Here is a 24658-nt window from a genome sequence, read left to right on the forward strand (position 1 = left end):
GCCGCGGTCAGCCGAGAATGGTGCGCGCGCGGTCGCAGTCGATGTCCATCTGCGCGATCAGCGCGTCGAGGCTGTCGAACTTCGCCTCGGGGCGCAGATAGTCGATCAGCGCGACCTCGATCGTCTGCCCGTACAGGTTTTCGGTGAAATCGAAGAAATGCGGTTCGAGCAGTTCCTTCGGCGGATCGAAGCTCGGGCGGATGCCGAGGTTCGCCGCGCCCTTGAGCACGCGGCCGTCCTCCAGCCGGCCGGTCACCGCGTAGATCCCGTAGGCGGGGCGCAGATAGTTGCCCATGTCGAGATTGGCGGTCGGATAGCCGATCGTGCGACCGAGCTTGTCGCCATGCTGCACCACGCCCTCGATCGCGAACGGACGCGTCAGCAGCCGAGTTGCGGTCGCCATGTCGCCGGCACGCAGCGCCTCGCGGATCCGGGTCGAGGACACCGTCTCGCCATCCAGCGCAACCGCGCCGACCGTTTCTGCGCGGAAACCGTGGACCGGCCCGCGCGCGGCGAGCGTGTGGACCGTGCCGCTCTTGGCATGGCCGAAGGTGAAATCCTCGCCCGTCACCACGCCGCCGATCCGCAGATTGCGTTCGAGCCGGTCGGCGACGAACTGCTCGGCGGTCAGCGCGGCGAGATCGCCGTCGAAATGGAACACCACCATCGCATCGGCGCCAGCGTCTGCGAACAGACGCTCGCGCTGGTCGAGCGTGGTGAGGCGGAAGGCGGGCGTATCGGGGCGGAAATGGCGGACCGGATGCGGATCGAACGTCGCCACCAGCGCAGGGCGACCCTCCGCCTTGGCCCACGCGATCGCGCGCGCGACCACCGCCTGGTGACCGAGATGGAATCCGTCGAAATTACCCAGCGCCACGATCCCGTCCGCCAGATGCGAAGGGATGGATGCGCCACCGTCGAGCCGTTGCATGCACGGGTCAGTACCCAGACGCCGCGGATGACGATAGTCCTTCCTTACGCTGACGCGCCTTCGTGGGAGAACAATCCTCAGCGGCGGGTGAGGGTGACGAAGCTGTAGGGTGGGCGCTGCTTTTCACCTGGGTAGTCTTCGCGGGCGATCTCGTGCCAGCCGTCAAACGCGGGGACGAAGGCGTCGCCTTCGGGTTCGTCATGGACTTCGGTGAGCTCGATCCGGTCTGCATGGGGGAGCAGCTGCGCATAGATCTGCGCGCCGCCGATTACCGCGACGTCGTCGCCGGCCATCGCGAGCGCCTCGTCGATCGAATGCGCCACTTCCGCGCCGTCGGCGTGCCAGTGGCCGCGGGTGAGGACGATGTGGCGGCGGCCGGGGAGGGGGCTCGGGAAGCTCTCGAACGTTTTCCGGCCCATCACCATCGGCTTGCCCATCGTCAGCGCCTTGAAGCGCTTGAGATCGGCGGGGAGGCGCCAGGGGAGCTGGCCGTCGCGGCCGATGACGCCGTTGCTGGCGCGGGCGAGGTAGAAGGTGATCATGCGGCGCATCATGGCGGATATGGGGGCGGGGGGCTATGCTTGTATCACCACCCCGGCGAAGGCCGGGGCCCAGTTGGGGGACGTTGGTGGTGAATGACGGCGCTCCGTACGACCACCTTTCCACCTGGACCCCGGCCTTCGCCGGGGTGGTAAGAAGCGGGTGGATCAGTTCGGGGCGTGTTCCTTGACGTACGCCTCGGGATCCTTCTCGACGACCTTCACGCCGTTCAGGTGGTTCGCCTCGAACGCCGCGAACCGGACGCCCAGCTCGTGCCGCTCTTCCAGCGTCGCATGCTTGCGGAAGTCGGTCAGGCCCTGGCGCTCTTCCTCGGCGAGGTGATCGCTGTTCGCCTTGTTGCATTCGCCGACCGCTTCGAACCACGCGTCCGAGCCGACCGGGTGCTTGTCGACCGCTTCGCCGGTTTCGCGGATGTCGTTGTGATCCTCGATCGCGTCCTCGGTCTCCTCGGCGGCCGAGTCGGCGTCGTTGCCGCCGGTGCCGATCTTCATCAGCCGCGGGTAGAAGAAGCGCTCCTCCGCCTCGGCATGCGCGTCGAGCAGGTTCTTAAGGCGGGTCCACAGTGCCGACAGCGCCTCGGTGTCCTTGGCGTCGATGCTGTCGATCTGCGCGAACAGCGCTCGCTGCTGCGCGTGTTCGTCGAGGATGAGCTGGGTGATGTCCATGATAGGCCTTCCGAATGGGTTCGGACGGTCAACCGCGCGGACGGCAACCAGTTCCTATTGCGATTCGCTCTCTGTTCAGACCGCGACGGGCGCCTTGATATGCGGCTGCGCGACGTAGTCGTGGAGTACGAAATCCTCATACTCATATGCGTCAATCGAGTCCGGCTTGCGCACGATCTCGAGCCGCGGGAGCGGGCTGGGGGTGCGGCCGAGTTGCAGTCGTGCCTGCTCGAGATGGTTCGAATAGAGGTGGCAGTCGCCGCCGGTCCAGATGAACTCACCGACCTCGAGTCCGCATTGCTGCGCGAGCATATGCGTCAGCAGCGCGTAGCTGGCGATGTTGAACGGCACGCCGAGGAAGATGTCGCCCGAGCGCTGGTAGAGCTGGAGCGACAGCTTGCCGTTCGCGACATGCGTCTGGAACAGGCAGTGGCAGGGGGCCAGCGCCATGGCATGCAGATCGCCCGGGTTCCACGCGCAGACGATCTGGCGGCGCGAGGCGGGGTTGGTCTTGATCTGGTCGACCAGCTCGGCGATCTGATCGATATGGCGACCGTCGCCGGCCACCCAGTCGCGCCATTGCTTGCCATAGACGGGGCCGAGATCGCCGCTCTCGTCCGCCCATTCGTCCCAGATCGCGACCTTGCGGTCCTGCAGCCAGCGGACATTGGTGTCGCCGCGCAGGAACCACAGGAGTTCGACGATGATCGAGCGGAGGTGAAGCTTCTTCGTCGTCAGCACGGGAAAGCCCTGCGCGAGATCGAAGCGCATCTGCGCGCCGAAGACGCTGAGCGTGCCCGTGCCGGTGCGGTCCATCGTCTCGACTCCGGTCGAGAGCACGCGGTCCATGAGGTCTAGATATTGGCGCATCGCGACGGCCTAGCGATGCGGGACGGATCGCTCAAGCGGATGCAGTTGTGGATGCGACAGGGGCGGCGATGCGGCAGTCGAGGTGGTGCCCGCCTCGCCCGCCTCCGCTCCGATCATTGCCGACCTTGCAGCGGCATGCGCGCTGTTCGCAAGACTCGGGCATGCACCGACCGAGGCGGTGGCGGTCGCCTATCTTGATCCGAATCGGAGGCTTTTGGGCATGCGGCATGTGGCGGGCGGGCGCGACCAGGTGCGGATCGCGGTGCGCAGTATCGCTGCCGATGCGCTGGCGTTCGCGGCGCAGGGGGTGGTGATCGCGCACAATCATCCGAGCGGGGACGTGACACCGAGTACGCGCGACGTGGCGTTTACCCGTGCGCTAGCGGCCGGGTTGCGGACCGTGGAGGTCGTACTGTTCGATCACGTGGTGATCGCTGGCGAGCGGGTGGCGAGCCTGCGCGCGATGGGGGTGGTCTGACGGTCCGGAGCACCATTTGCTCCGCCCGGTGGCGCTATTTCGTCCGGCAGGCGCGGATCGCCTCGGGCGCGGGGCGCGGGCCGGTCGCGCGGAACATGGCCATATAGCCGCCTGCCGACGGCATCTCGTCCCTGTCGACCTGCGTATAGCCGACCGCCGCGAACTCGCATTTGAGCAGTGCGGGCGGCGTGCCGTGGTTGCGCGTCTCGCGATCGGCATCGACGACGACGACCAGTCCGTCGGGTTTCAGCGATGGGCGAAGCCGCCACAGGAATTCATAGGGCTGCTCGATCTCATGATACATGTGCACCATCAGCACGCGGTCGAAACTCGCCGGGGGCAGCTTCGGATCATTGGCTTCGCCGAGTCGCACGCTGACATTGGCGAGGTCCTCGCGCGCGACGCGCTCCGCCAGCTGGTCGCGCACGCTCGCAACGATGTCCTCTGCGAGAACGCGACCGTCCTTGCCGACCCGCGCGGCGGCGCGGATCGTGTAATAGCCCTCGCCTGCGCCGATATCGGCGACCGTCATGCCCTTGCGGATGTCCGCCTTGGTCATGACCTCGCCCGCCTCGTTCAGCCGGTCGCGCGCCTCCTCGTTCGACCAGCGCGCGGAAACGATCGACGCGACCGGCCGGTCGGCGGCGGGGAAGGGCCCCGCATCCTTGGGTTCACGCTGGATCAGCGGTTTGCTGCCATCGCATGCCGCTAGCAGCCAGATTGGGGACAGCAGCAGGGCCAGGACGCGCGTCATCTTCAATCGACGTCCTCCACCTCGACCGCCTCGCCGGTTACACGCTGCGACAGCGCGGCGGCCATGAAGGCCTCGAGATCGCCGTCGAGCACGTCCGACGGACTGGTCGAGACCACGCCGGTCCGCAGATCCTTCACCATCTGGTACGGCTGCAGCACATAGGACCGGATCTGGTGGCCCCAGCCGATATCGGTCTTCGACGCATTCTCGGCATTGGCCGCCTGCTCGCGGATCGCGAGCTCGCGTTCATAGAGCCGCGCGCGGAGCTGGTTATAGGCCTCGGCCTTGTTCTTGTGCTGCGATCGCTGGTTCTGACACTGCACGACGATGCCGGTCGGGACGTGCGTGATGCGCACGGCCGAGTCGGTCGTGTTGATGTGCTGGCCGCCTGCGCCCGATGCGCGATACGTATCGATACGAAGGTCGCTCTCGTTATACTCGACCTCGATATTGTCATCGACGACCGGATAGACCCAGACGCTGGCGAACGACGTATGCCGGCGTGCTGCCGAATCGTAGGGGCTGATGCGCACCAGCCGGTGGACGCCGCTCTCGGTCTTGGCATAGCCATAGGCGTTCTCGCCCTTCAGCAGCAGCGTTGCGGACTTGATCCCCGCCTGCTCGCCCGAATGCTGGTCGACCAGCTCGACCTTCAGCCCATGGCGTTCGCCCCAGCGCGAATACATCCGGCTGAGCATGCCCGCCCAGTCCTGGCTCTCGGTCCCGCCGGCGCCGGCGTTGACCTCGATATAGGTGTCGTTGGCATCGGCCTCGCCCGCGAGCAGTGCCTTGATCTTGTCCTTGTCTGCGCGGGCGGCGAGTTCGGCGAGCGCGGCGACGCCGTCCGCTTCCATCGCGGTGTCGCCCTCGGCCTCGGCCATTTCGATCAGCTCGGACGTGTCGCTGAGCTCGCTCTCGATCGCACGCGTCGCGCTGATCGCCTCGTCGAGCCGACGACGCTCGCGCATCACCTCCTGCGCAGCCTTGGGGTCCGACCAGAGCGCCTGATCCTCGACGCGCGCGTTCAGCTCGTCGAGACGACGCAGTGCGCGGTCCCAGTCGAGAAAACGGCGCAACAACGCCAGCGCGTCCTTGATGGTGTCAACGTGAGCCTGCGCTTCGGCGCGCATGGGTATTCTCCAGTGTTGGGGTCGGCATGAACAGCCAGCCCCGGAATATGGGGACGGCTAGTAGATTCCGCCCTGTCTTTGCAAGAAATCGCTGTCGCGCGGAGCCTCTGCCTTGGGGGCGGCGGTCGGCGCGGTGGTGGTGGTGGGGGCGGGGCCCGCACGGCGCGCGGCACGCCGCGGTTCGCTTTCGGGCTTGAACGCTTCCCAGATGACGCCCGGCTTGGGATCATCGGTGTTCGGCCATGTCCCATAGACCGGACGGCCGCTCCCCCGGTCGATCCGGACCATCCGGATGCCCGCGGGTGCGCGGAATGGCAGCTTGGGCAGATCGGCATAGGCCTTGACCGCGAACTGTTTGAAGATCGGCGCCGCCAGCGTGCCGCCCTGCGCTGCGCTGCCAAGGTTCCGCGGCGTATCGAAGCCGATATACAGCCCGCCGACATATTGCGGGGTTCCGCCGATGAACCAGACGTCGGTCGGGCCATTGTTCGTGCCCGTCTTGCCGAACATCGGCCGATCGAGATCACGCAGCGTCACGGCGGTGCCGCGCTGCACCACGCCTTCGGTGATGTGGACCATCTGATAGGCGGTCATCGCGTCGAGCACCTGGCGCTGGCGCGCGACCGGACGCGGCATCGACTTGCCGTCCCAGTCGGGGGCGTTGCACCGGTCGCAGGCGCGCCAGTTCTCGGGCCAGATTACCTTGCCGTGCCGATCCTGGACGAAGTCGATCAGCGACGGCGGCCCGCCTTTGCCGTTGTTCGCGAGGATCGAATAGGCGTTGACCATCCGCCCCACGGTGGTTTCGCCGGCGCCCAGCGCGAAGGAGAGATAAGGCGCGTAATCGCCGACGCCCATCTTCTTGATGGTGGCAACGACCTTGGGCATGCCGGTCTGCGCGGCGGCGCGGACCGTCATCAGGTTGCGCGACTGTTCGATGCCCCAGCGCATCGTGTGCGGCCCGGCGCCGCGCGAATTGCCGAAGTTGCGGAAGCATTTCTGCCCCAGTCGTGCGCCCTGATAGACACAGAACGGCCCGTCGACGATGATCGAGGCGGGCGTCATGCCGTTGTCGAGCGCGGCGGAATAGACGATCGGTTTGATCGTCGATCCGGGCTGGCGCATCGCCTGGGTCGCGCGGTTGAACGCCTGCAACCGGTCGTCGAAGCCGCCCTGCATCGCAAGGACGCGGCCGCTGGCAGGCTCCTCGACGACGAACGCACCCGAAACCTTGGGGATCGCCCGGAGCGCGAACTCGCCGCCTTCGGGCGCAACCGCGATGATGTCGCCGGTCTTGATCGCCCCGAACGCATTGCCGCCCTTGCCGCGCACCGCCATCTGCGCGGCATAGCGCGGCAGCGTGCCGGTCTTGCCGGTGCGGAAGCCGAGGTTCCAGCTATTGCCGTCCTTGCCGGTCACGATCGCCGCGACCCAGTTGCGGTAATCGAGCGCGATGTTGCTGTTGAGCAGCGGCTGGAGCCAATTGTCATCCTCGATCTCGACATGGCGGATCGGCCCGTTCCAGCCGCGCCCGCTGTCGAAGCGGACCAGGCCATCACGCAAGGCTTGCTGCGCCAGATCCTGCAACCGCGTGTCGAACGAGGTCCGCACCCAGAGGCCGCCCGAGTAGACGCTGTAAGGTCCGTCCTTCGCGCTTTCGCCGAACTTGGCCATTAGCTGGCGGCGGACTTCCTCGACGAAATAGCCGCCGACGCTTTCAAACCGCGGCGTGCGTCGCAGCACGACGCCCAGCGGTTCGGCGTTCGCCGCGTCGAATTGCGCGCGGGTGATGAACCCGTTCTCGAGCATCCGGTCGAGCACATAGTTACGCCGCGTCATTGCGCGGTCGTGATAGCGCACCGGATCGTAATTCGACGGACCCTTGGGCAGGATCGCAAGATAGGCGATCTGTGCGAGATCGAGCTGGTCGAGGTCCTTGTCGAAATAGGCGTGGCTCGCGGCTTCGACGCCGAACGCGTTCCGGCCAAGTGCGATCTGATTCAGATAAAGTTCGAGAATCTGAGGCTTGGTCAGCGTATCCTCGATCTTATACGCCAGCACCGCTTCGCGCAGCTTGCGCGTCGGCGAATATTCGTTGCCGATCAGAAGGTTCTTGGCGACCTGCTGCGTGATCGTCGATCCGCCGCGGGCGCGTCGGCCGCTGCCGATCTTCGAGACATAGTCAAAGACCGCGCCGGCAAGTCCCGGAAAGTCGACGCCGTGATGCTCGAAGAACGACTTGTCCTCCGCCGCCAGGAACGCATTGATCAGCATCGGCGGATATTCGGCGAAGCTGAGCTCGACGCGACGTTCGCGCGCATAGCTGTGGATCGGCGCCCCATCGATCCCGCGCACATTGGTCGGCAAGGGCGGTTCGTAGGTGCGCAGCGTATCGACCGAAGGAAGGTCGCGGACGACGATCAGCCAGAAGCCGAACAGCGCGATCAGCCCGAGGCCGAACAACGCGAGCGCCGCCTTGGTCCAGCGGCTCGCCCAGACGCGCGCGACACTGCCGCGCAGCCTGTCGGTGGTCCGGCGGGTCGCCGTCGAGGAGTTTGGGGAAGGATCGGACGCCATATTCGTGCCCCGCGTCTAGCAGGTTCGCGCGTCCTTGCCAGCCGCGTTCGGCGGGGTGGGGGCTGGACACGACGGTCGCGGTGGTGCGCGGACCCCTGAAAAGCGGTTGCACCACGATCGATCTGTGGCAGCAGGCGGCGATGACCCCGCCGCCGCTTCCGATCCTTGCCGTCCTGCCCGACCTGCTCGCTGCGCTGCGTTCGCGGTCCTCCGCCGTGCTCGTCGCGCCGCCGGGCGCGGGCAAGACGACCGCGGTCGCGCCTGCGCTGCTCGAGCAAGCCTGGTGCACCGGCGAGATCCTGTTGCTCTCACCCCGCCGGCTGGCCGCGCGCGCCGCGGCGGAGCGCATGGCGGCGACGGCGGGCGAGCCGGTCGGCCGGACCTATGGCTATGCGACGCGGATGGACAGCAAGCGATCCGCGGCGACGCGCGTTACGGTCGTCACCGAGGGCATCTTCGTCGCGCGGATCCAGTCCGACCCGGAACTGGCGGGGGTGTCCGCGGTGCTGTTCGACGAGGTGCATGAACGCAGCCTCGATGGCGATTTCGGGCTCGCGCTCGCGCTCGACGTGCAGGCGGGCTTCCGTCCCGACCTGCGGCTCGTTGCGATGTCGGCCACGCTCGACGGCGCGCGGTTCGCAGCGGTGATGGACGACGCGCCGGTGATCGAGAGCGAGGGGCGCAGCTATCCGCTGACGCTGCGGCATATCGGTCGCGCGGCAGAGGCGCGGATCGAGGATGGCATCGCGGCGGCGATCCGCCGGGCTCTCGGCGAGGAGCAGGGCGGCGTTCTCGCCTTTCTGCCCGGCGTCGCGGAGATCGAACGGACCGCGGACCGGCTCGCGAACCTGCCCGACGGCATCGTGGTGCACGAACTCCATGGCAGCCTCGATCCGGCGGCGCAGCGTGCGGCGATCCTTCCCGAACCCGACGGCCGCCGCAAGGTCGTGCTCGCGACCAGCATCGCCGAGACCAGCCTGACGCTCGACGGGATCCGGATCGTCGTCGATTCGGGTCTTGCGCGGCGCCCGCGTTACGACCGTGCGGCGGGCATGACCCGCCTCGTCACCGAACGCGCGAGCCAGGCCGCGGTCACGCAGCGCGCCGGCCGGGCCGCGCGTCTGGGCCCCGGCACCGCCTACCGGTTGTGGGAAGAGGCCGCGACCGCGGGACTGCCGCGATACGATCCGCCCGAAATCCTCGAGGCCGATCTGTCCGCGCTGGTCCTCGCCTGTGCCTTGTGGGGTGTCGCCGACCCCCGCGACCTGCGCTGGATCGATGCGCCGCCCGCTGCGGCGATCGACGAGGCGCTGCGCCGGCTGGCGACGCTCCAGGCGATCGACGCAGACGGTCGCCCGACGGCGCATGGTCGCGCGATCGCGAAGCTGCCAATGCCGCCACGCCTTGCCCATATGCTGTTGCGCGCCGGGGAGCGGGGACTCGCGGACGTCGCTGCACAGGTCGCGGTGCTGCTCGGCGAGCGCGGGATCGGTGGTCAGGACGTCGATGTCGAAACCCGCCTGCGCCGCTGGAAGACCGAACGCGGCGCGAAGGCGCAGGCCGCGCGCGGGATGGCCGAGCGGTGGGCCCGCCTCGCACCGTCGCGCGGGTCTCTCTCGCCGGCAGACGGGGGCGTCGCCACGTGCATCGCGCTTGGCTATCCCGACCGCGTCGCCCGGCGGCGTGATCCGTCCGGCGAAACCTGGGCATCGGTCGGCGGACGCGGGTTCCGGCTCGATCCGACGTCGCCGCTGGCGCGTGCGGAGTGGCTTGCAGTGGCCGACACGCAGGGGGCCGCGGCGGGCGCGCGGATTTTGTCTGCGGCGGTGATCGATCAGGCGACGGTCGAGGCGCTGTTCGCCGATCGGATCGAATCGCGCCGCACGGTCAGCTTCGACCCAGCGACCGGCGGCATTCAGGCGCTGCGAGACCGGCGGCTCGGGGCGATCCGGCTGTCGAGCGGTCCGGACAGCGGCGCTGATCCCGACGCGATCCTCGCTGCGCTGCTGGAGGCGGTTCGCGAGCACGGTCTTTCGCTGCTGCCGTGGAGCGACGGCGGGCAGGCGTTGCGCGACCGCGCCGCCTATGCGGGTGTGCCGCTCGACGATGCGGCGTTGCTCGACCGCCTGGACGAATGGCTCGCGCCGCTGCTCGTCGGAAAGCGCCGACTCGATGCGATCGCCCCGGGGGCACTCGTCGAGGCGTTGCGCAACCTGCTCGGCTGGGACGCGATGCAGACGATCAACCGCCTCGCGCCGCCCGATTTCACGAGTCCGGCGGGCAGCACGCACGCGATCGACTATGCCGCCGAGGGAGGGCCCCGTGTCGAGCTGCGCGTCCAGGCGCTGTTCGGGCTCGGCGTGCACCCGACCATCGGCGAAGCGCGCGTCCCGCTGGTGCTGAGCCTCACGTCACCGGCGGGACGCCCGATCCAGACGACGCGCGATCTGCCCGGGTTCTGGGCGGGGAGCTGGGTCGCGGTCGCCAAGGAAATGCGCGGTCGCTACCCCAAGCATCCCTGGCCCGACGATCCCGCCGCGGCATCGGCGACGCTGCGCACGAAAAAGGCGGATGCAAGGGGCGCAACTTCGCGATAAGGGGGGCCCATGCCAACCGCCCGTATCTTCCAGCGCCCCAAGAACGCCATGCAGTCCGGTAAGCACCGGACCGACAGCTGGCAGCTCGAATTCGAACCCTCGGAGCCCAAGCGCCCCGACCCGCTGACCGGCTGGGCCGGCAGCGGCGACACGCGCGACCAGCTCCGCCTGTTCTTCCCGACCGCCGAGGCCGCGATCGCGCATTGCGAGCGTGAAGGGTTCGGCTACACGGTCGTACCGGCGCCGCAGAAGACGCTGAAGCTGCAGAGCTACGCGGACAACTTTAAGTAAGCGGCAACCCGCCGCCGTTCCGGCGACGGGGCTGAAAACGGCTCAGCGCGCTCGTCGCTAGAGGATCGATCCCGCGAGGATCAACAGCATCTTTGCGTCGATCGCAACGCCCGCCTCGCGCTTTGCCGCGATGAAGGCGGGAATGTCGGCGAGCGGTACGCGGTAGACGGTGATGTTCTCGTCACCATCGCCGCCGCCGTCGCCGACCCTGGTCAGCCCGGTCGCACGAACCAGGGTGAAGCATTCCGACGTCATCCCCGGCGACGAATAGAAGAGCCCCAGATCCTCGATCGCGGCCGCGCGGTAGCCGGTTTCCTCCTCGAGCTCGCGCCCGGCGGCGACCGCGACGCTCTCGCCTTCGGTCTCGTCACCCACCAGCCCGGCAGGCAGTTCGAGGCAGGCGCGGCCCAGCGGTACGCGAAACTGTTCGACCAGGATGACGTCGCCCGCGTCGATCGCGACGATCACGGCTGCCGCGATCTGCCCGCGACGTTCCACATATTCCCAGGTGCCTTCGGTCTGCACGGTCAGGAACTTGCCCGCCCATACGGTCGTGCTCATAATTCGATCAGCCTGTCGGGAAGTTCGTTGTTCGCCGCACCGGTTCGCGGGAAATGCTCGGCGAGCACCGTGCCGATCTGCGCGACGGCATCGGCCATGCCGTCCGCCGGCCGGTCGTCGCGCACCGCGGTGAGCACGGCCGCCATTGCCGCACCCCAGATCTCGTTCGGCACGCGCGAATGGATGCCCGAGTCCGCGACGATCTCCGCGCGGTGCTCGGCAAGCGACAGGTACAGCAACACGCCCGTCGCGCCCCGCGTGCGCTTTTCCGCGCCCGCCCGGAACAGCATCACCGCACGCCTGCGCACCCGCCGCGATTTCGTCGCGCCCGGCGTCAGCGCGAGTCGCAACGCGGGGATAGTGAGCAGCAGGCGCATGCCCAGGAACACCAGCGTCATCAGGACGAGCGCGATCGCGAACAACGCGCCCTGTGGTGCCGACTGCGCCCACGGATCGACGAGCCGCGCATAGATCTGGTCGGCCGCCACCGGGTGCAGCGCGAGCACCGCAAGGCTCAGCAGCATGGCAAGCACGGACCATTGCAGCGAGACGTCGTGATAGGCGTCGGACTGGCGCGCGACGATCGCGACGATCTCGCCCGTCGTCGTGGTTTCGGCCTGCGTCACCGCGGCGGTGACGCGGCCGTGATCGGCTTCGCTCAATCGCATGTCACCAACTCCCCGATGCGCCGCCGCCGCCGGCAGAGCCGCCGCCGCCGCCGCCAAAACCGCCGCCCATCCAGCCACCGCCGCCGCTGTCACCACCGCCGCCGCCCCAGCTGCTACCACCGCCACCGCCGCCGCGCCGTGACATCTCGTTGGCGATGCTCCACAGCACGATCGGCAGCGTCCCGTTGCCGCCGCCACCGCTTGAATAGCGGGTGCCACCGGCACGTCGCGAGATCATCGGAATGACGATCGCGGCGGCCACGATCCCGAAGATGATCAGCCCGATCGGCACGCCGCCACCGCTGCCGGACGGCGCGCGGCGATGCGTCTTGTCATATTCCGCCGCCGCCGCGCCGACCTTCGCGCGGGCCTCGGCGTCGGGCAAAGCGAGCTGGTCCGCGACCGCATTCGTGCCCGCGACGATACCGCCGGTCATGTCCCCGGCCTTGAAGCGCGGCAGGATCTGCTGGTTGATTACGACGCTCGAAAACGCGTCGGTCAGGACCGGTTCCAGCCCGTAGCCGACCTCGATCCGCACCTTGCGATCGTTCGGCGCGACGAGCAGGATCGCACCGTTATTGGCGTCCTTCAGCCCGACCCCCCAGTTCCGCAGCAGGCGATAGCCATAATCCTCGATCGGATAGCCCTGCAGATCGGCGACGGTCGCGACGACCAGCTGGTTGCCCGTCGCCTTTTGCAGATCGTCGAGTCGTTTGGTGAGCGCCGCTTCCTGCTCGGGCGGGATCACGTTTGCCGAATCCACGACGAAGCCGGTGAATTTCGGGAAGGTCTGGGCGCCTGCGGTGCCGCTGCCGAGCAGCACCGCGAAGAGGAGCGCCGCGAGGACGCGGATCATGCCGCCGGCCCCGCGATCAGCTCGCGTTGCCGAAGTTCACCGTCGGCGCCGTCTCGGCCCCCGGCGTGGTCGCGGCAAACGGCACCATCGGCTTTGCGCCATGGAAGATCTTCGCGCCGACCGCGTCGGGGAAGGTGCGGATCTTGGTGTTATAGGCCTGGACCGCGCCGTTATAGTCGCGCCGTGCGATCGTGATGCGGTTCTCGGTGCCTTCGAGCTGGCTCATCAGCGTGGTATAATTGGCCTGGCTCTTGAGTTCGGGATAGGCTTCCTGCAGCCGCTGCAGCGACAGCCCGACGGCACCCTGCACGCGCGAGAACTGCTCGATCTTCGCCGGGTCGGTCAGATCGTCGCCCGACACCTGCACCGTGCTCGCCGCGGCGCGCGCCTGAGTCACCTCGACAAGAATGCTCTTTTCCTGCGCGCCGGCCGCCTTGACCGTCGCGACGAGGTTGGGGATCAGGTCGGCACGGCGCTGATAGTCGTTCTGGACATCGGCCCAGCGCGCCTTCACATTTTCCTCGGCGGTCGGGATGCTGTTGATCCCGCAGCCGCCAAGCATCGTTGCGAGCGCAACGACGGCGAATCCGCGAAGAATCTGGGCATAGGACGACATCGGGGCTCTCCTGCTGGTCTGTATCACCCCCATAGGACAGCGGACCGGCTTGGCGAAACCGAAATCGATGGCTAGCGTGCGGTGGACTGGAAAAGGGGGCGCAAATGCTCAAGGAATTCAAGGCGTTCATCATGCGCGGCAACGTGCTTGATCTGGCTATTGCGGTGATCATCGGGGCGGCGTTCAGCAAGATCGTCACCTCGCTGACCGACGACGTGCTCATGCCGGTGATCGGCAAGATTTTCGGCGGGCTAGACTTTTCAAGCTATTTCTGGCGGATGGGTCCCGTCCCCGCAAACTATGTCGGGTCGCTCAGCGACTATGCGGCGCTGAAGAAGGCGGGGGTGCCGTTGCTCGGCTATGGCGCGTTCGCGACGCAACTTGTCAACTTCGTGATCGTCGCCTTCATCATCTTCATGATCCTGCGCGTCGTGAACCGCGCGGCGGCGCTGATCGAGCGTGAAACCGCGCGGCTCAAGCGTGAGGAAGAAGCGACTCCGGTCGCGCCCGCGCCCGAGCCGGTTGAGATCGCGCTGTTGCGGGAGATTCGCGACGAGCTCAAGGCACGCGGCTGACCGTCCTGCCCCTCTCCCTGCGGGGGAGGGGGAGATCAGGCTGCGGCCAAATCCTCGGCGTTGGCATCCGCCAGGCTCGTGCCGTCGAGGATCCGCGCAGTCTCGTCGCGGACGCGCATCATCGCAAAGCGGATCGCGCAGTCCGCCTCGCTCTTGCAGTCGAGGCAGGGCCGATAGGCCGTCCGGCTGACGCAGGGCACCAGCGCGAGCGGGCCCTCGATGATCCGGATGATCTCGCCGAGCGAGATCAGGTGGCTGGGGCGCGACAGGCGATAGCCGCCCATCTTGCCGCGATGGCTGTGCAGCAAGCCGGACTCGCGCAGGTCCGCAAGGATCAGCTCGAGAAACTTGCGCGGGACATTGGCCTCGGCCGCGATGCGGGTCATCGGGATCGGTGGGCCACCGACCGGGGCGCCGCCAAGGAAGATCATCGCGCGAAGCGCGTAGCGAGAGCGCTGCGTCAACATAATACAGATTTCTATGCACGCGGTTTGTGGCGAGCGAAAGGCCGCAAAGGGCAAAATCACGGGCTTTTAATCGGCCGACCGCCGCTCTATATCACAAGCGTCATCGGGGGAATTCTCTCTCGGTGACTATGGCGATAAACCGTGGCGTGTCATAGACACAGCGGACCCGGGGGCAGTACCCGGCGACTCCACCACCGCCCTCTTCGCAAGAGGGGGACGATGACGGGGTCGAACTAGGATCGACGTGTGTTCAACGACGCTATGTTTCGCTCGGAATGGGACCACCGCAACGGCCCATACACAAGTGCCAACGATAACGAAGCACTCGCAATTGCCGCATAACTGACGGTCTAACGACCTAAGTTATACGGACGAAAGCGCGGTTCGGGCCACACCGGGCAACAGAAGTGGAAACCGGCGGTACGGGGGGCACCGAGCAACAGAAGCTCCCCACTCAAATCATACTCAAGCGCGCGCCCGCCGTCAGGCGGCAAGTTGCGCGACCAGCTTGTCGAGCCGCGGGCTGAACCCGACGATGCCGATCAGCAGCTGGACGAGGGTCAGCATTCCCGCGCCCCACCAATAGGCCAAGTGCACCCGCCCGCGCAGTTGCGCATCGAACAGCATCGCAGCCCCCAGATAGACCATGGTGGCGACGAAGATCGCCCATGTGCCGGACGGGCCCATCAGCGGCATCGGCAGAATGCGCCCCAGCGCTGGCGACATGATCAGGATCGTCGCGCATAGCATCAGGCGCTTGTGCCAGTCGGACCGGTGTCTCAACTGGATCGCCCAGCCCGCCAGGATCGCAAAGCCGATGATCTGAAGGTCGAGCGCGAGGAAAAGGCCCGGCGAGAAGAAGGGCGGGACGCGGTTTAGCCGGACGGCCATGACCGTCGTCGCGACGCCCACCACGACCATGACCGGGACCAGACACGCGGTTGCGACGCCCAGTCGCCGGTGCGTTGCGATCGACCCCCGGTCGACCAGCCAGTTCTGCGCGACGTAGAGGATGATCCAGCCGAAGAAGACGGCAGCGTGCAGATGGACCTGGGCGGGAAGCCCGACGATGTTCCAGTCTGTCCGCTGCAGGTCCAGCCCGAACCCCGCGAAGACGGTGACCGCGATGATCGCAGCCAGCATGAGATAGAAACGCCGCTCGGCGGTGATCGCCGACACGCTGGTCGCCAAGGTTGCCATGATGCCCCCGCATCTCTGCTGCCTTGGCCGAGAATGCGCATGCACGCTGGACCCTGCAAGCCGATAGCAGCGTGTCCGGCCGTCATTCTCGTACAAATTGCCGAGCGCGGATCCCGCGGCATCGCGCCGCCGGCTTCCGCAGTCGTGATCGCCACGAAAAAGGGGACCCGGTTGCCCGGATCCCCTTTCGCTAGTTGCCAGTCGGCAAGATCGCTTAGTCGCGATCGCCCGTCAGGAACGCCGGGGCGAACTCGGGGGCCTTGTCGCCGTCCGAACGCTCGGCGCGGGGAGCGCGCTCGCCGCCCTGGCCACCGCCGTCGCGACGCGGGCCACGGCCCCCGCCGTTGCCGCCATCACGACCGCCATCACCATCACGACGCGGGCCACGGGGACCACGATCACCGCCGCCGCCTTCGCCGCGCGGGCCACGACCGCCACCGCCGTTACCGGCGTCACGACCACCATCGCCATCGCGACGCGGACCGCGCGGACCACGATCACCGCCTTCGCGCGGCTCACGGGCAGGACGCGTGTCCTCCAGCTCTTCGCCGGTCGTCTGGTCGACGACGCGCATCGACAGGCGAACCTTGCCGCGCGGATCGATCTCGAGGACCTTGACCTTGACTTCCTGGCCTTCGCTCAGCGCATCCGAGACCTTCTCGACGCGCTCGTTCTTGATTTCGGACACGTGGACGAGACCGTCCTTGCCACCCATGAAGTTCACGAACGCACCGAAGTCCACGAGGTTGACGACCTTGCCGTCATAGACCTTGCCGACTTCGGCTTCCTCGACGAGGCCCTTGATCCACTTGATCGCGGCTTCGATCTGCGCGGGGTCGGACGACGACACCTTGATCACGCCCTCGTCGTCGATGTCGACCTTGGCGCCGGTCTGCGCGACGATCTCGCGGATCACCTTGCCGCCGGTGCCGATGACTTCACGGATCTTCGACTTCTCGATCGTGAAGGTCTCGATACGCGGTGCGTGTGCCGACAGCTCCTCACGCGTGTGGTCGAGCGCCTTGGCCATTTCGCCCAGGATGTGCGCACGGCCTTCCTTGGCCTGTGCCAGCGCCTTGCCCATGATCTCTTCGGTAATGCCGGCGATCTTGATGTCCATCTGCATCGTGGTGATGCCCTCGGACGTGCCGGCGACCTTGAAGTCCATGTCGCCGAGGTGATCCTCGTCGCCCAGGATGTCCGACAGAACCGCGAAGTTCTTGCCCTCGAGGATCAGGCCCATCGCGATGCCCGACACCGGACGCTTGAGCGGAACGCCCGCATCCATCATCGACAGCGAACCGCCGCAGACCGTCGCCATCGACGATGAGCCGTTGCTCTCCGTGATGTCCGACAGAACGCGGATCGTGTACGGGAACTCTTCCTTCGACGGCAGCACCGGGTGCAGCGCGCGCCAGGCGAGCTTGCCGTGGCCGACTTCGCGACGACCCGGCGCACCGAAGCGACCGACTTCACCGACCGAGTAGGGCGGGAAGTTGTAGTGCAGCATGAAGTTTTCGTACGAAAGCCCGTTGAGGCCGTCGATCATCTGCTCTGCGTCGCGCGTGCCGAGCGTGGTGGTACAGATCGACTGAGTCTCGCCGCGCGTGAACAGGGCCGAGCCGTGCGTGCGCGGGAGGAAGTGCACCATCGCCTCGATCGGACGGATCTGCGTGGTGGTGCGGCCGTCGATCCGGGTGCCGTCCTTGAGGATGGCGCCGCGGACGATCTCCGCCTCCAGCTTCTTCATCAGCTTGCCGGCCGCCATCTGGTCCTGCGGGGTCGCATCGGCAAAGGCGGTCTTGCCCTTGGCGCGTGCGGCGTTCAGCAGGTCCGAACGCTTGGACTTGTCGGTCACCTTGTAGGCGGCCGCAATGTCCTTGCCGATCAGCTTCTTCAGCTTGTCCTTGGCGGTCGACAGGTCGGCCTGCTCGGCCATTTCCCAAGGATCCTTGGCAGCCTGCTCGGCCAGATCGATGATCAGGTTGGCGGCTTCGCGGCAAGCCTTGTGCGCGAACTGGACCGCGCCGAGCATGATCTCTTCCGAGAGCTCCTTGGCTTCCGACTCGACCATCATCACGGCCTGGCCGGTGGCGGCGACGACGAGGTCGAGATCACCCGCCTTGGCTTCGTCGAGCGTCGGGTTGAGGATGTAGGCGCCATCGACATAGCCGACGCGTGCTGCGCCGATCGGGCCCATGAACGGCACGCCCGAGATCGTCAGCGCAGCCGACGCCGCAACCATCGCGAGGATGTCCGGCTCGTTCTCGCCGTCATACGACAGAACCTGGCAGATCACGTTGATCTCGTTGTAGAAACCCTCTGGGAAGAGGGGACGGATCGGGCGGTCGATAAGACGGCTGGTCAGCGTCTCCTTTTCGGTCGCGCCGCGCTCACGCTTGAAGAAGCCACCGGGGATACGGCCGCTTGCGGAGAACTTCTCCTGGTAATGGACGGTGAGCGGGAAGAAATCCTGCCCTTCCTTGACGGTCCGTGCAGCCGTGACGGCGCACAGAACGACGGTCTCGCCGAGGGTGGCGAGCACGGCGCCGTTTGCCTGACGGGCCACGCGGCCGGTCTCGAGCGTCAGCGTCTTGCCGCCCCACTGGGCGCTTACGGTTTTGGTATCGAACATTTCGTTTCCTTCACTCCGGCGGCCAGATGCCGACCGGGGCCTATGTGCGAGCTAAGCCGGCTCGCGGCGGTGTGGAGCGAGTTGTCGCTCCTTGCCAGTCCACCGAATTGCGTCCTGGCGTTTGCCTCCGCGCGCGATGGCGCGGGATCAAAGTCGTATATACAAAAACGGCCCCCCGAAGGGAGCCGTTCGTTTTACTTGCGGAGACCGAGCTTCGCGATCAGATCCAGATAGCGCTGGCCGTCCTTGTGACGGAGATAATCCAGCAGCGACCGGCGCTTGTTGACCATCATCAGGAGACCACGACGCGAGTGGTTGTCCTTCTTGTGGCCCTTGAAGTGCTCGGTCAGGTTCTTGATCCGCTCGGTCAGGATCGCGACCTGGACTTCGGGCGAACCCGTGTCGCCGTCCTGGCGTGCGTGGATCTTGACCAGCTCGGTCTTGCGTTCAGCGGTAATCGTCATGAAATTCTCAGTCCTTCGACATCACAGATTGAAACCGCGAACGACCCGGACGTCTCCGTCCTCGACCTCGACCAGCGCGACCGGGACAGCGTCCAGCTCGGCGAAGTATTGGCCATCGTCTGCGGCGATCCCGGCCAAGATACGCCCCTGTCGGAGCGCCCCTGCCTGGTCGGGGGTGAGGGAGAGAGCCGGGATGTCGTCCAGCGCCACCCTCAAGGGCAGTAGTACATCTTCAAGCGCGGAGGCCTTAGCGAGTTCGTCCAGTTTGTCCAGCGATATCGCCGATAAGAGGTCGAACGGGCCGGCCTTGACGCGCCGCAGCATGGTGACGTGACCGACGGTTCCGAGCGCCAAGGCGATGTCGCGCGCGAGGGAGCGGATATAGGTGCCCTTGGAGACATGCGCGGTGAGGGTGACCGCCTCCAGTTCCTCCGCGACCTCGTCATCCAAAAGACGGGTGGGGTGGGGCGTAAGTGCGTGGATCGTCACGTTTCGGCTGGCGAGCACCACGTCCTGCCCGGCGCGGGCGAGGTCGTAGGCGCGCTCGCCATCAATCTTGAGTGCGGAATAGGCGGGGGGCACCTGCGCGATCGGGCCGGTGAACTGCGCCAGCACCGCCTGGACCGCTGCCATCGTCGGGCGCACGTTGGAGGTGGCGAAGCTAACGCCCTCGGCGTCGAGCGTGTCGGTCTGGACCCCGAACATGATGGTGAAATCGTAGATCTTGTCGCTGTCGAGCATCCGCCCGGCAAGCTTGGTCGCCTCGCCGACCGCGATCGGCAGCACGCCGGTCGCGAGCGGATCGAGCGTGCCGCCGTGGCCAACCTTGAACTTGGCATAGCCGCCGTTGCGCAGCGCGCGCTTCACCGCGGACACGCCCTGCGTCGAGCCCAATCCCAGCGGCTTATCGAGAATGATCCAGCCATGCATGTCTTGGGGTCCTTGAATATGGGGAGTGCGGGGCTCGTCCGTCCCTCCCGTTCGTCCTGAGCGAAGTCGAAGGACATTTGGCACAAGTGCTTCGACTTCGCTCAGCACGAACGGGCAGGGGGAGGGGTACTAGCCCAAAGCCGCGGTAAAATGCCGGCGGCACAGTGCGACATAGCGGTCATTGCCGCCGATCTCGGTCTGCTGCCCCTCGGCGATCGCGCGGCCGTTCGCGTCGACGCGCAGGTTCATCGTCGCCTTGCGCCCGCACATGCACACCGACTTGATCTCGACCAGCGAGTCCGCGAGCGCGAGCAGTCGCGCAGAGCCGGGGAACAGCGCGCCCTGGAAATCGGTCCGCAAGCCGTAGGCGAGCACCGGGATGCCGACCACGTCGCAGATCTGGGCAAGCTGGTCGACCTGGGATGCGGTCAGGAACTGTGCCTCGTCGACGAGTACGCAGGAGATCGCATCCTCGGCGTGCTGCCGGGCGATGCAGGCGCCGATATCGGTCTCCGCGTCGAACGCGATCGCCGGTGCCTCCAGCCCGATCCGCGACGTGATCGTGCCCGCCGCAAAGCGATCGTCGATCGCGGCGGTGAACAGCATCGTCCTCATCCCGCGCTCGCGGTAGTTGAAGTCCGCCTGAAGCAGGTTGGTCGACTTGCCTGCGTTCATCGACGCATAATAGAAATACAGCTTGGCCATCGGCTCAACCCAAAGACGCGTCGCGCGGCGGCGTCAATCCTCGGACAGGTCACGCGCGATATGCGGATCGCGTAGCAACGTATCGATATGCGTGCCCTCGTCGAAGCTCTCGTCGGCGACGAATTTCAGCTTGGCGGCATAGCGCGTCTGCACACGGGTCGCGACTTCGCGCTGGAGATAGGCGGTGTTCGTCCGCAGCGCCTTCAGCACCTTTTCCTCGTCCTTGCCGAGCAACGGCTTCACGAAGACGGTGGCGTGGCGCAGGTCGGGGGACATGCGGACCTCGGTGATCGTGACGAGGTGCTTTTCGAGCACCGGATCATGCACGTCGCCGCGTGCGAGGATGTCGCTGAGCGCGTGACGCGCCTGTTCGCCCACGCGCAGCGCGCGGACGGTTTTGATCTCTGGGGTATCGGTCTTCATTCTTCTAACTCCCTCGCCCCTCCGGGGAGAGGGTGGGGGTGAGGGGCGGCCGCAAGCGTTACCGCCCGGTACTGCCCCTCACCCAACCCTCTCCCCGAGGGGGAGAGGGCTTCAGTATTACAGCGTGCGGTCGCGCATCTCGACTTCGAACGTCTCGAGGACGTCGCCGGCCTTGATGTCGACGAAGTTCGACGTGAACGTCACGCCACACTCCAGCCCGGCGCGGACTTCGGCGACATCATCCTTGAAGCGACGCAGCGATGCGATTTCGCCCTGGTAGATGATGACGTCGTTGCGCGTGATGCGTGCCTTGAGCGCCTTGCGGATATTGCCCTCGGTAACGAGCAGACCCGCCGCCTTGCCATGCTTGCCCGCCGAGAAGACCTCGCGGATATCGGCACGACCGACGACCGTCTCGAACGCTTCCGGCCCAAGCTCGCCGGCCATTCCCGCCCGGATCTCGTCGATCAGGTCGTAGATCACGTCATAATATTTGAACGCGACCTTCTGGCGCTCCGCGATCTCGCGAGCCTTGGCATTCGGACGAACGTTGAAGCCGATGATCGGTGCACCCGATGCCGCCGCCAACGTGACGTCCGACTCGGTGATGCCACCGACGCCCGAGCTCAGCACGCGCGCCTTGATCAGGTCGGTGGAGATCTTGTTGATCGCCCCGACGATCGCCTCGACGGTACCCTGCGTATCGGCCTTCACGACCAGCGGATATTCGATCGCCTGCTTTTCCTTCAGCGCCGAGAACATGCTCTCGAGGCTGGCCGGAACCGATGCCGTCCGCTTGTCGGTCTTCACGCTGCGACGATATTCCGCGACTTCGCGGGCCCGTGCTTCGTTCTCGACAACCTGGAACGGATCGCCTGCCGACGGCACGCCCGACAGACCGAGGACCTCGACCGGCATCGCCGGACCCGCTTCCTTGATCTGCTTGCCCTTGTCGTCGACCAGAGCACGAACCTTGCCGCTCTCGCCGCCGACCACGAAGATGTCGCCAACCCTGAGCGTACCACGATTGACGAGGATCGTCGCGACCGGGCCACGACCCTTGTCGAGCTTGGCCTCGATCACCGTACCCTCGGCCGCGCGATCCGGATTGGCGCGCAGTTCGAGCAGTTCGGCCTGGAGCTGGATCTTCTCGATCAGCGTGTCGAGACCGATCTTCTTGGTCGCGGAGACTTCGACGTCCTGGACGTCGCCGCCCATGTCCTCGACCACGATCTCCTCGCTCAGCAGGCGCTCGCGCACCTTCTGGGCATTGGCGCCTTCCTTGTCGATCTTGTTGATCGCGACGATCATCGGCACGCCTGCTGCCTTGGTGTGGGCGATCGCCTCCACCGTCTGCGGCATCAGGCCGTCGTCCGCCGCCACCACCAGGATGACGATGTCGGTGACATCCGCACCACGCGCACGCATCTGCGTGAACGCCTCATGGCCCGGCGTGTCGAGGAAGGTGATCTTCGACTTGTCCTTCAGCGTGACCTGATACGCGCCGATATGCTGGGTGATGCCACCCGCTTCGCCGCGCACCACGTCGGTGCCGCGCAGGGCATCGAGCAGCGACGTCTTGCCGTGATCGACGTGCCCCATGATCGTGACGACCGGGGCACGCGGACGCAGAGTCTCCTCGGCATCGTCAATCGTGTCGTTCGCCAGATCCTGGTCGACATCGCTGACGCGCGTCAGGTTGTGACCGAATTCGGTGACGAGCAGTTCGGCCGTATCCTGGTCGATCGTTTGCGTCATCGTGACGGGCATGCCCATCTTGAACAGCGCCTTGACGAGGTCTGCACCCTTCTCGGCCATACGGATGGCGAGTTCCTGCACGGTGATCGCCTCGGGGACGACCACGTCGCGGACCTGCTTGGCCTGCGGCTCGCGCGGACCACCGGTGCCACGACGCTCCTTCTCACGCGCACGCTTGAGCGCGGCGAGCGAACGGGCGCGGGCGCCATCGCCATCACCGAGGGCACGGTTGACGGTCAGCTTGCCCGAGGTGCGACGATCGTCGCCCTTGCGGTCACGCTGCTGCGGCCGTGCCGGGGGTGCGTCGCGACGGACGCCACCAGCCGGCGCGTTGGCACCGGTTGCACCAGGGCGCGCTGCGGTCGTGCCGGCATTGGCCGTCGTCGCCGGCGCTGCAGGCGCAGGTGCCGGGACGGGCTTCGGCGGCGGCGGAGGACGCTCGGGACGGGCGACTGGCGAGAACCGGCGGGGTGCCGGCATCGACGGATCGCGCGACAATTCGAGAATCGGCGGCGGGGCCGGCGGTGCGACAGGCGCGGGCGCCGGCTTGGGAGCCGGTGCTGGCGCCGCTACCGGAGCTGGCGTCGGAGTCGGCGCGGGTGCCGGGGCCGCAGCGGGGGCAGGGGCCACCGCAACGGGGGCTTCAACCGGCGCGGCAGCAGGCGTCGGCGCTACGATCGGCGCTGCTTCGACGACGGGTGCCGGTGCAGGTGCAGGTGCAGGCGCCTCAACGGGCTTCGGCGCAGGTGCAGCCTTGGCTTCCGCCTCGGCACGCGCGCGTTCGGCGATGCGGTTGCGCTCGTCCTCGGCGGCCTTGGCGCGCTCGGCTTCCTGGCGACGACGCCCTTCTTCGAGCGTGTTCATCCGCTGCTCTTCCGCCTCGCGGAGAAGCTTGGCCTGCCGCTCCTGCGGCGACAGGTTGCTCGGTGCCTGCTGGCGTACCGGTGCGGGGGCGGGCTGCGGCGCACGCGCCTGCGGAGCCGGTGCGGGGGCCGCAACCGGCGCGGGCGCGGCAACCGGCGCATCGGCGACCGGACCGTCGGGCTCGCCCGGACGGCGCAGGACGCGCGCACGCTTGGTTTCCACGATCACCGTATTCGATCGGCCGTGGCTGAAGCTCTGCTTCACCTGGCCGGTCTCGACCGTGCGCTTCACACCCAAAGGTGCGCGCATGCCAAGTTTCGGCTTCTCGTTGTCCGTGTCGCTCACTCAAATTCCTCAGTCATGTCCACGGCCGGGCTGTGTCCGGTCGATCCGGACGCCCCTGTTATGGGTGACGTCCCGTTTTGTTGAGACGCCGATGCGCCCTGCGAGGCCGTTTCGCAAGACACGGGAGAAGGTTCGGGGCCGATAAAATGCAGCCAACGGTCGAGCGCTTCGCTCACCCGCTTTGCTGCAGCGCGGTCAGTCAGGCCAATGTGTACCACATTCTCCCGCCCCAGCGCCAACGCCAATATGGTACGTGACGCGGGCAGTGCCAACCCCCGCAGACCCGAGCCTTCGACATCGTTGCCGATGCGCCACGCTTGGTCGAGCTTGCGGTTGCCGTCCTCGGCCGCGTCGGACGCATGATACAGCGCCTTCAGCTTGCCCTGGCGCGCATTCTGCTCGATCCGGTCGGAGCCGATCAGCACGGTGCCCGAGCGCGATTCGAGCCCGAGCCGGTCAAGTGCGTTGCGCTCAAGCGCGGCTTCGATCTGCGCAGGCAGTTCGGGGGGAATCGCGAACTCGCCGGTCTTGAACGCACGCGCGAGCGCGCCCTTCAGCTTGCCCTTCTTGATCGCCGCTTCGAGTTCGATTCGTGTCACCCCGATCCACGCGCCACGGCCAGGAGCCTTGGCACGCACGTCGGGATGAATCTGGCCATCGGGGGCCAGCGCGAGTCGCACCATATGCGGCCGAACATCGCGCTCGCCCGACAGGATGCACTTGCGAATGGGGGCGTC

General features: G+C 66.8%; 24 protein-coding genes and 1 other RNA gene. 5 read left to right on the forward strand and 20 right to left on the reverse strand.

Annotation, left to right across the window (positions count from 1 at the left end; genetic code table 11):
* Positions 1-7: 7 nt before the first annotated feature.
* From IFT71_RS05905 to IFT71_RS05920, 4 genes are all read right to left on the reverse strand, one after another.
* Positions 8-931 (reverse strand): bifunctional riboflavin kinase/FAD synthetase, encoded by a 924-nt coding sequence (locus tag IFT71_RS05905; RefSeq protein ID WP_192139672.1) that lies wholly within the window; start codon positions 929-931, stop codon positions 8-10.
* A gap of 77 nt (positions 932-1008) precedes the next feature.
* A complete protein-coding gene (locus IFT71_RS05910) occupies positions 1009-1473 on the reverse strand; it encodes a dihydrofolate reductase (protein ID WP_192139674.1) in 465 nt (154 codons plus the stop codon).
* Positions 1474-1638: 165 nt separating this feature from the next.
* Complete coding sequence (locus IFT71_RS05915) at positions 1639-2157, reverse strand: hemerythrin domain-containing protein (RefSeq protein WP_031395906.1); 519 nt, start codon at positions 2155-2157, stop codon at positions 1639-1641.
* A gap of 75 nt (positions 2158-2232) precedes the next feature.
* Positions 2233-3027: a thymidylate synthase gene (locus IFT71_RS05920; RefSeq protein ID WP_192139676.1), complete on the reverse strand. Its 795-nt coding sequence runs from the start codon at positions 3025-3027 to the stop codon at positions 2233-2235.
* Positions 3028-3112: 85 nt separating this feature from the next.
* Between IFT71_RS05920 and IFT71_RS05925 the strand changes: the two genes are divergently transcribed.
* Positions 3113-3505 (forward strand): JAB domain-containing protein, encoded by a 393-nt coding sequence (locus IFT71_RS05925; RefSeq protein ID WP_192069827.1) that lies wholly within the window; start codon positions 3113-3115, stop codon positions 3503-3505.
* Positions 3506-3539: 34 nt separating this feature from the next.
* On the opposite strand, the gene IFT71_RS05930 is transcribed toward IFT71_RS05925, so the two are convergent.
* The 3 genes from IFT71_RS05930 to IFT71_RS05940 are packed head-to-tail and all read right to left on the reverse strand — an operon-like array spanning position 3540 to position 7966.
* Positions 3540-4259 (reverse strand): class I SAM-dependent methyltransferase, encoded by a 720-nt coding sequence (locus IFT71_RS05930; protein WP_107932122.1) that lies wholly within the window; start codon positions 4257-4259, stop codon positions 3540-3542.
* 2 nt (positions 4260-4261) lie between these two features.
* On the reverse strand, positions 4262-5389 hold the full coding sequence (gene prfB, locus IFT71_RS05935; protein WP_031394840.1) for a peptide chain release factor 2: 1128 nt from the start codon (positions 5387-5389) through the stop codon (positions 4262-4264).
* A 57-nt stretch (positions 5390-5446) separates the two neighbouring features.
* A complete protein-coding gene (locus IFT71_RS05940) occupies positions 5447-7966 on the reverse strand; it encodes a penicillin-binding protein 1A (RefSeq protein ID WP_192139678.1) in 2520 nt (839 codons plus the stop codon).
* 140 nt (positions 7967-8106) lie between these two features.
* Between IFT71_RS05940 and hrpB the strand changes: the two genes are divergently transcribed.
* Positions 8107-10563: an ATP-dependent helicase HrpB gene (hrpB, locus tag IFT71_RS05945; protein ID WP_192140218.1), complete on the forward strand. Its 2457-nt coding sequence runs from the start codon at positions 8107-8109 to the stop codon at positions 10561-10563.
* A gap of 9 nt (positions 10564-10572) precedes the next feature.
* Positions 10573-10854, forward strand: a complete 282-nt coding sequence (locus IFT71_RS05950; RefSeq protein ID WP_031440756.1) for an ETC complex I subunit — start codon at positions 10573-10575, stop codon at positions 10852-10854.
* 57 nt (positions 10855-10911) lie between these two features.
* Here the strand turns inward: IFT71_RS05950 and IFT71_RS05955 are convergent, their stop codons facing one another.
* From IFT71_RS05955 to IFT71_RS05970, 4 genes are read right to left on the reverse strand one after another with little or no spacing between them, the layout of a single operon-like run.
* Complete coding sequence (locus IFT71_RS05955; RefSeq protein ID WP_197976044.1) at positions 10912-11415, reverse strand: NUDIX hydrolase; 504 nt, start codon at positions 11413-11415, stop codon at positions 10912-10914.
* Complete coding sequence (locus IFT71_RS05960; protein WP_192139680.1) at positions 11412-12083, reverse strand: TPM domain-containing protein; 672 nt, start codon at positions 12081-12083, stop codon at positions 11412-11414. The genes IFT71_RS05955 and IFT71_RS05960 overlap by 4 nt, the downstream gene beginning before the upstream one ends.
* A 1-nt stretch (position 12084) precedes the next feature.
* Positions 12085-12939: a TPM domain-containing protein gene (locus tag IFT71_RS05965; protein WP_192139682.1), complete on the reverse strand. Its 855-nt coding sequence runs from the start codon at positions 12937-12939 to the stop codon at positions 12085-12087.
* A gap of 16 nt (positions 12940-12955) precedes the next feature.
* Positions 12956-13555: a LemA family protein gene (locus tag IFT71_RS05970; RefSeq protein ID WP_192139684.1), complete on the reverse strand. Its 600-nt coding sequence runs from the start codon at positions 13553-13555 to the stop codon at positions 12956-12958.
* A 104-nt stretch (positions 13556-13659) separates the two neighbouring features.
* On the opposite strand from IFT71_RS05970, the gene mscL reads away from it, so the two are divergent.
* Complete coding sequence (gene mscL / locus IFT71_RS05975) at positions 13660-14130, forward strand: large conductance mechanosensitive channel protein MscL (protein WP_056679956.1); 471 nt, start codon at positions 13660-13662, stop codon at positions 14128-14130.
* A gap of 35 nt (positions 14131-14165) precedes the next feature.
* Here mscL and IFT71_RS05980 read toward each other — a convergent pair whose 3' ends face one another.
* Positions 14166-14597 (reverse strand): RrF2 family transcriptional regulator, encoded by a 432-nt coding sequence (locus tag IFT71_RS05980; RefSeq protein WP_031394858.1) that lies wholly within the window; start codon positions 14595-14597, stop codon positions 14166-14168.
* Between the two features lie 60 nt (positions 14598-14657).
* Between IFT71_RS05980 and ssrA the strand changes: the two genes are divergently transcribed.
* Positions 14658-15013, forward strand: a transfer-messenger RNA (tmRNA) gene (ssrA, locus tag IFT71_RS05985).
* A 67-nt stretch (positions 15014-15080) separates the two neighbouring features.
* Here ssrA and IFT71_RS05990 read toward each other — a convergent pair.
* The 8 genes from IFT71_RS05990 to IFT71_RS06025 all read right to left on the reverse strand — a co-directional run bounded on the left by IFT71_RS05990 (position 15081) and on the right by IFT71_RS06025 (position 24604).
* Positions 15081-15797 (reverse strand): hypothetical protein, encoded by a 717-nt coding sequence (locus IFT71_RS05990; RefSeq protein ID WP_192139686.1) that lies wholly within the window; start codon positions 15795-15797, stop codon positions 15081-15083.
* A 214-nt stretch (positions 15798-16011) separates the two neighbouring features.
* On the reverse strand, positions 16012-18432 hold the full coding sequence (gene pnp, locus IFT71_RS05995; protein WP_056405276.1) for a polyribonucleotide nucleotidyltransferase: 2421 nt from the start codon (positions 18430-18432) through the stop codon (positions 16012-16014).
* A gap of 194 nt (positions 18433-18626) precedes the next feature.
* Positions 18627-18896, reverse strand: coding sequence for a 30S ribosomal protein S15 (rpsO, locus tag IFT71_RS06000; protein WP_031394369.1), 270 nt, complete (start codon positions 18894-18896; stop codon positions 18627-18629).
* A gap of 21 nt (positions 18897-18917) precedes the next feature.
* Positions 18918-19826: a tRNA pseudouridine(55) synthase TruB gene (truB, locus tag IFT71_RS06005; protein ID WP_192139688.1), complete on the reverse strand. Its 909-nt coding sequence runs from the start codon at positions 19824-19826 to the stop codon at positions 18918-18920.
* Between the two features lie 129 nt (positions 19827-19955).
* Positions 19956-20531: a thymidine kinase gene (locus tag IFT71_RS06010; RefSeq protein WP_192139690.1), complete on the reverse strand. Its 576-nt coding sequence runs from the start codon at positions 20529-20531 to the stop codon at positions 19956-19958.
* 33 nt (positions 20532-20564) lie between these two features.
* A complete protein-coding gene (gene rbfA, locus IFT71_RS06015; protein ID WP_031396110.1) occupies positions 20565-20954 on the reverse strand; it encodes a 30S ribosome-binding factor RbfA in 390 nt (129 codons plus the stop codon).
* Between the two features lie 117 nt (positions 20955-21071).
* On the reverse strand, positions 21072-23921 hold the full coding sequence (gene infB / locus IFT71_RS06020; protein WP_192139692.1) for a translation initiation factor IF-2: 2850 nt from the start codon (positions 23919-23921) through the stop codon (positions 21072-21074).
* Positions 23918-24604, reverse strand: a complete 687-nt coding sequence (locus tag IFT71_RS06025; RefSeq protein ID WP_042466764.1) for a DUF448 domain-containing protein — start codon at positions 24602-24604, stop codon at positions 23918-23920. Before IFT71_RS06025 ends, infB begins: the two co-directional genes overlap by 4 nt.
* Between the last annotated feature and the right edge of the window lie 54 nt (positions 24605-24658).

This window comes from Sphingomonas sp. CFBP 13733 (assembly GCF_014841795.1).
GTDB lineage: Bacteria > Pseudomonadota > Alphaproteobacteria > Sphingomonadales > Sphingomonadaceae > Sphingomonas > Sphingomonas aerolata.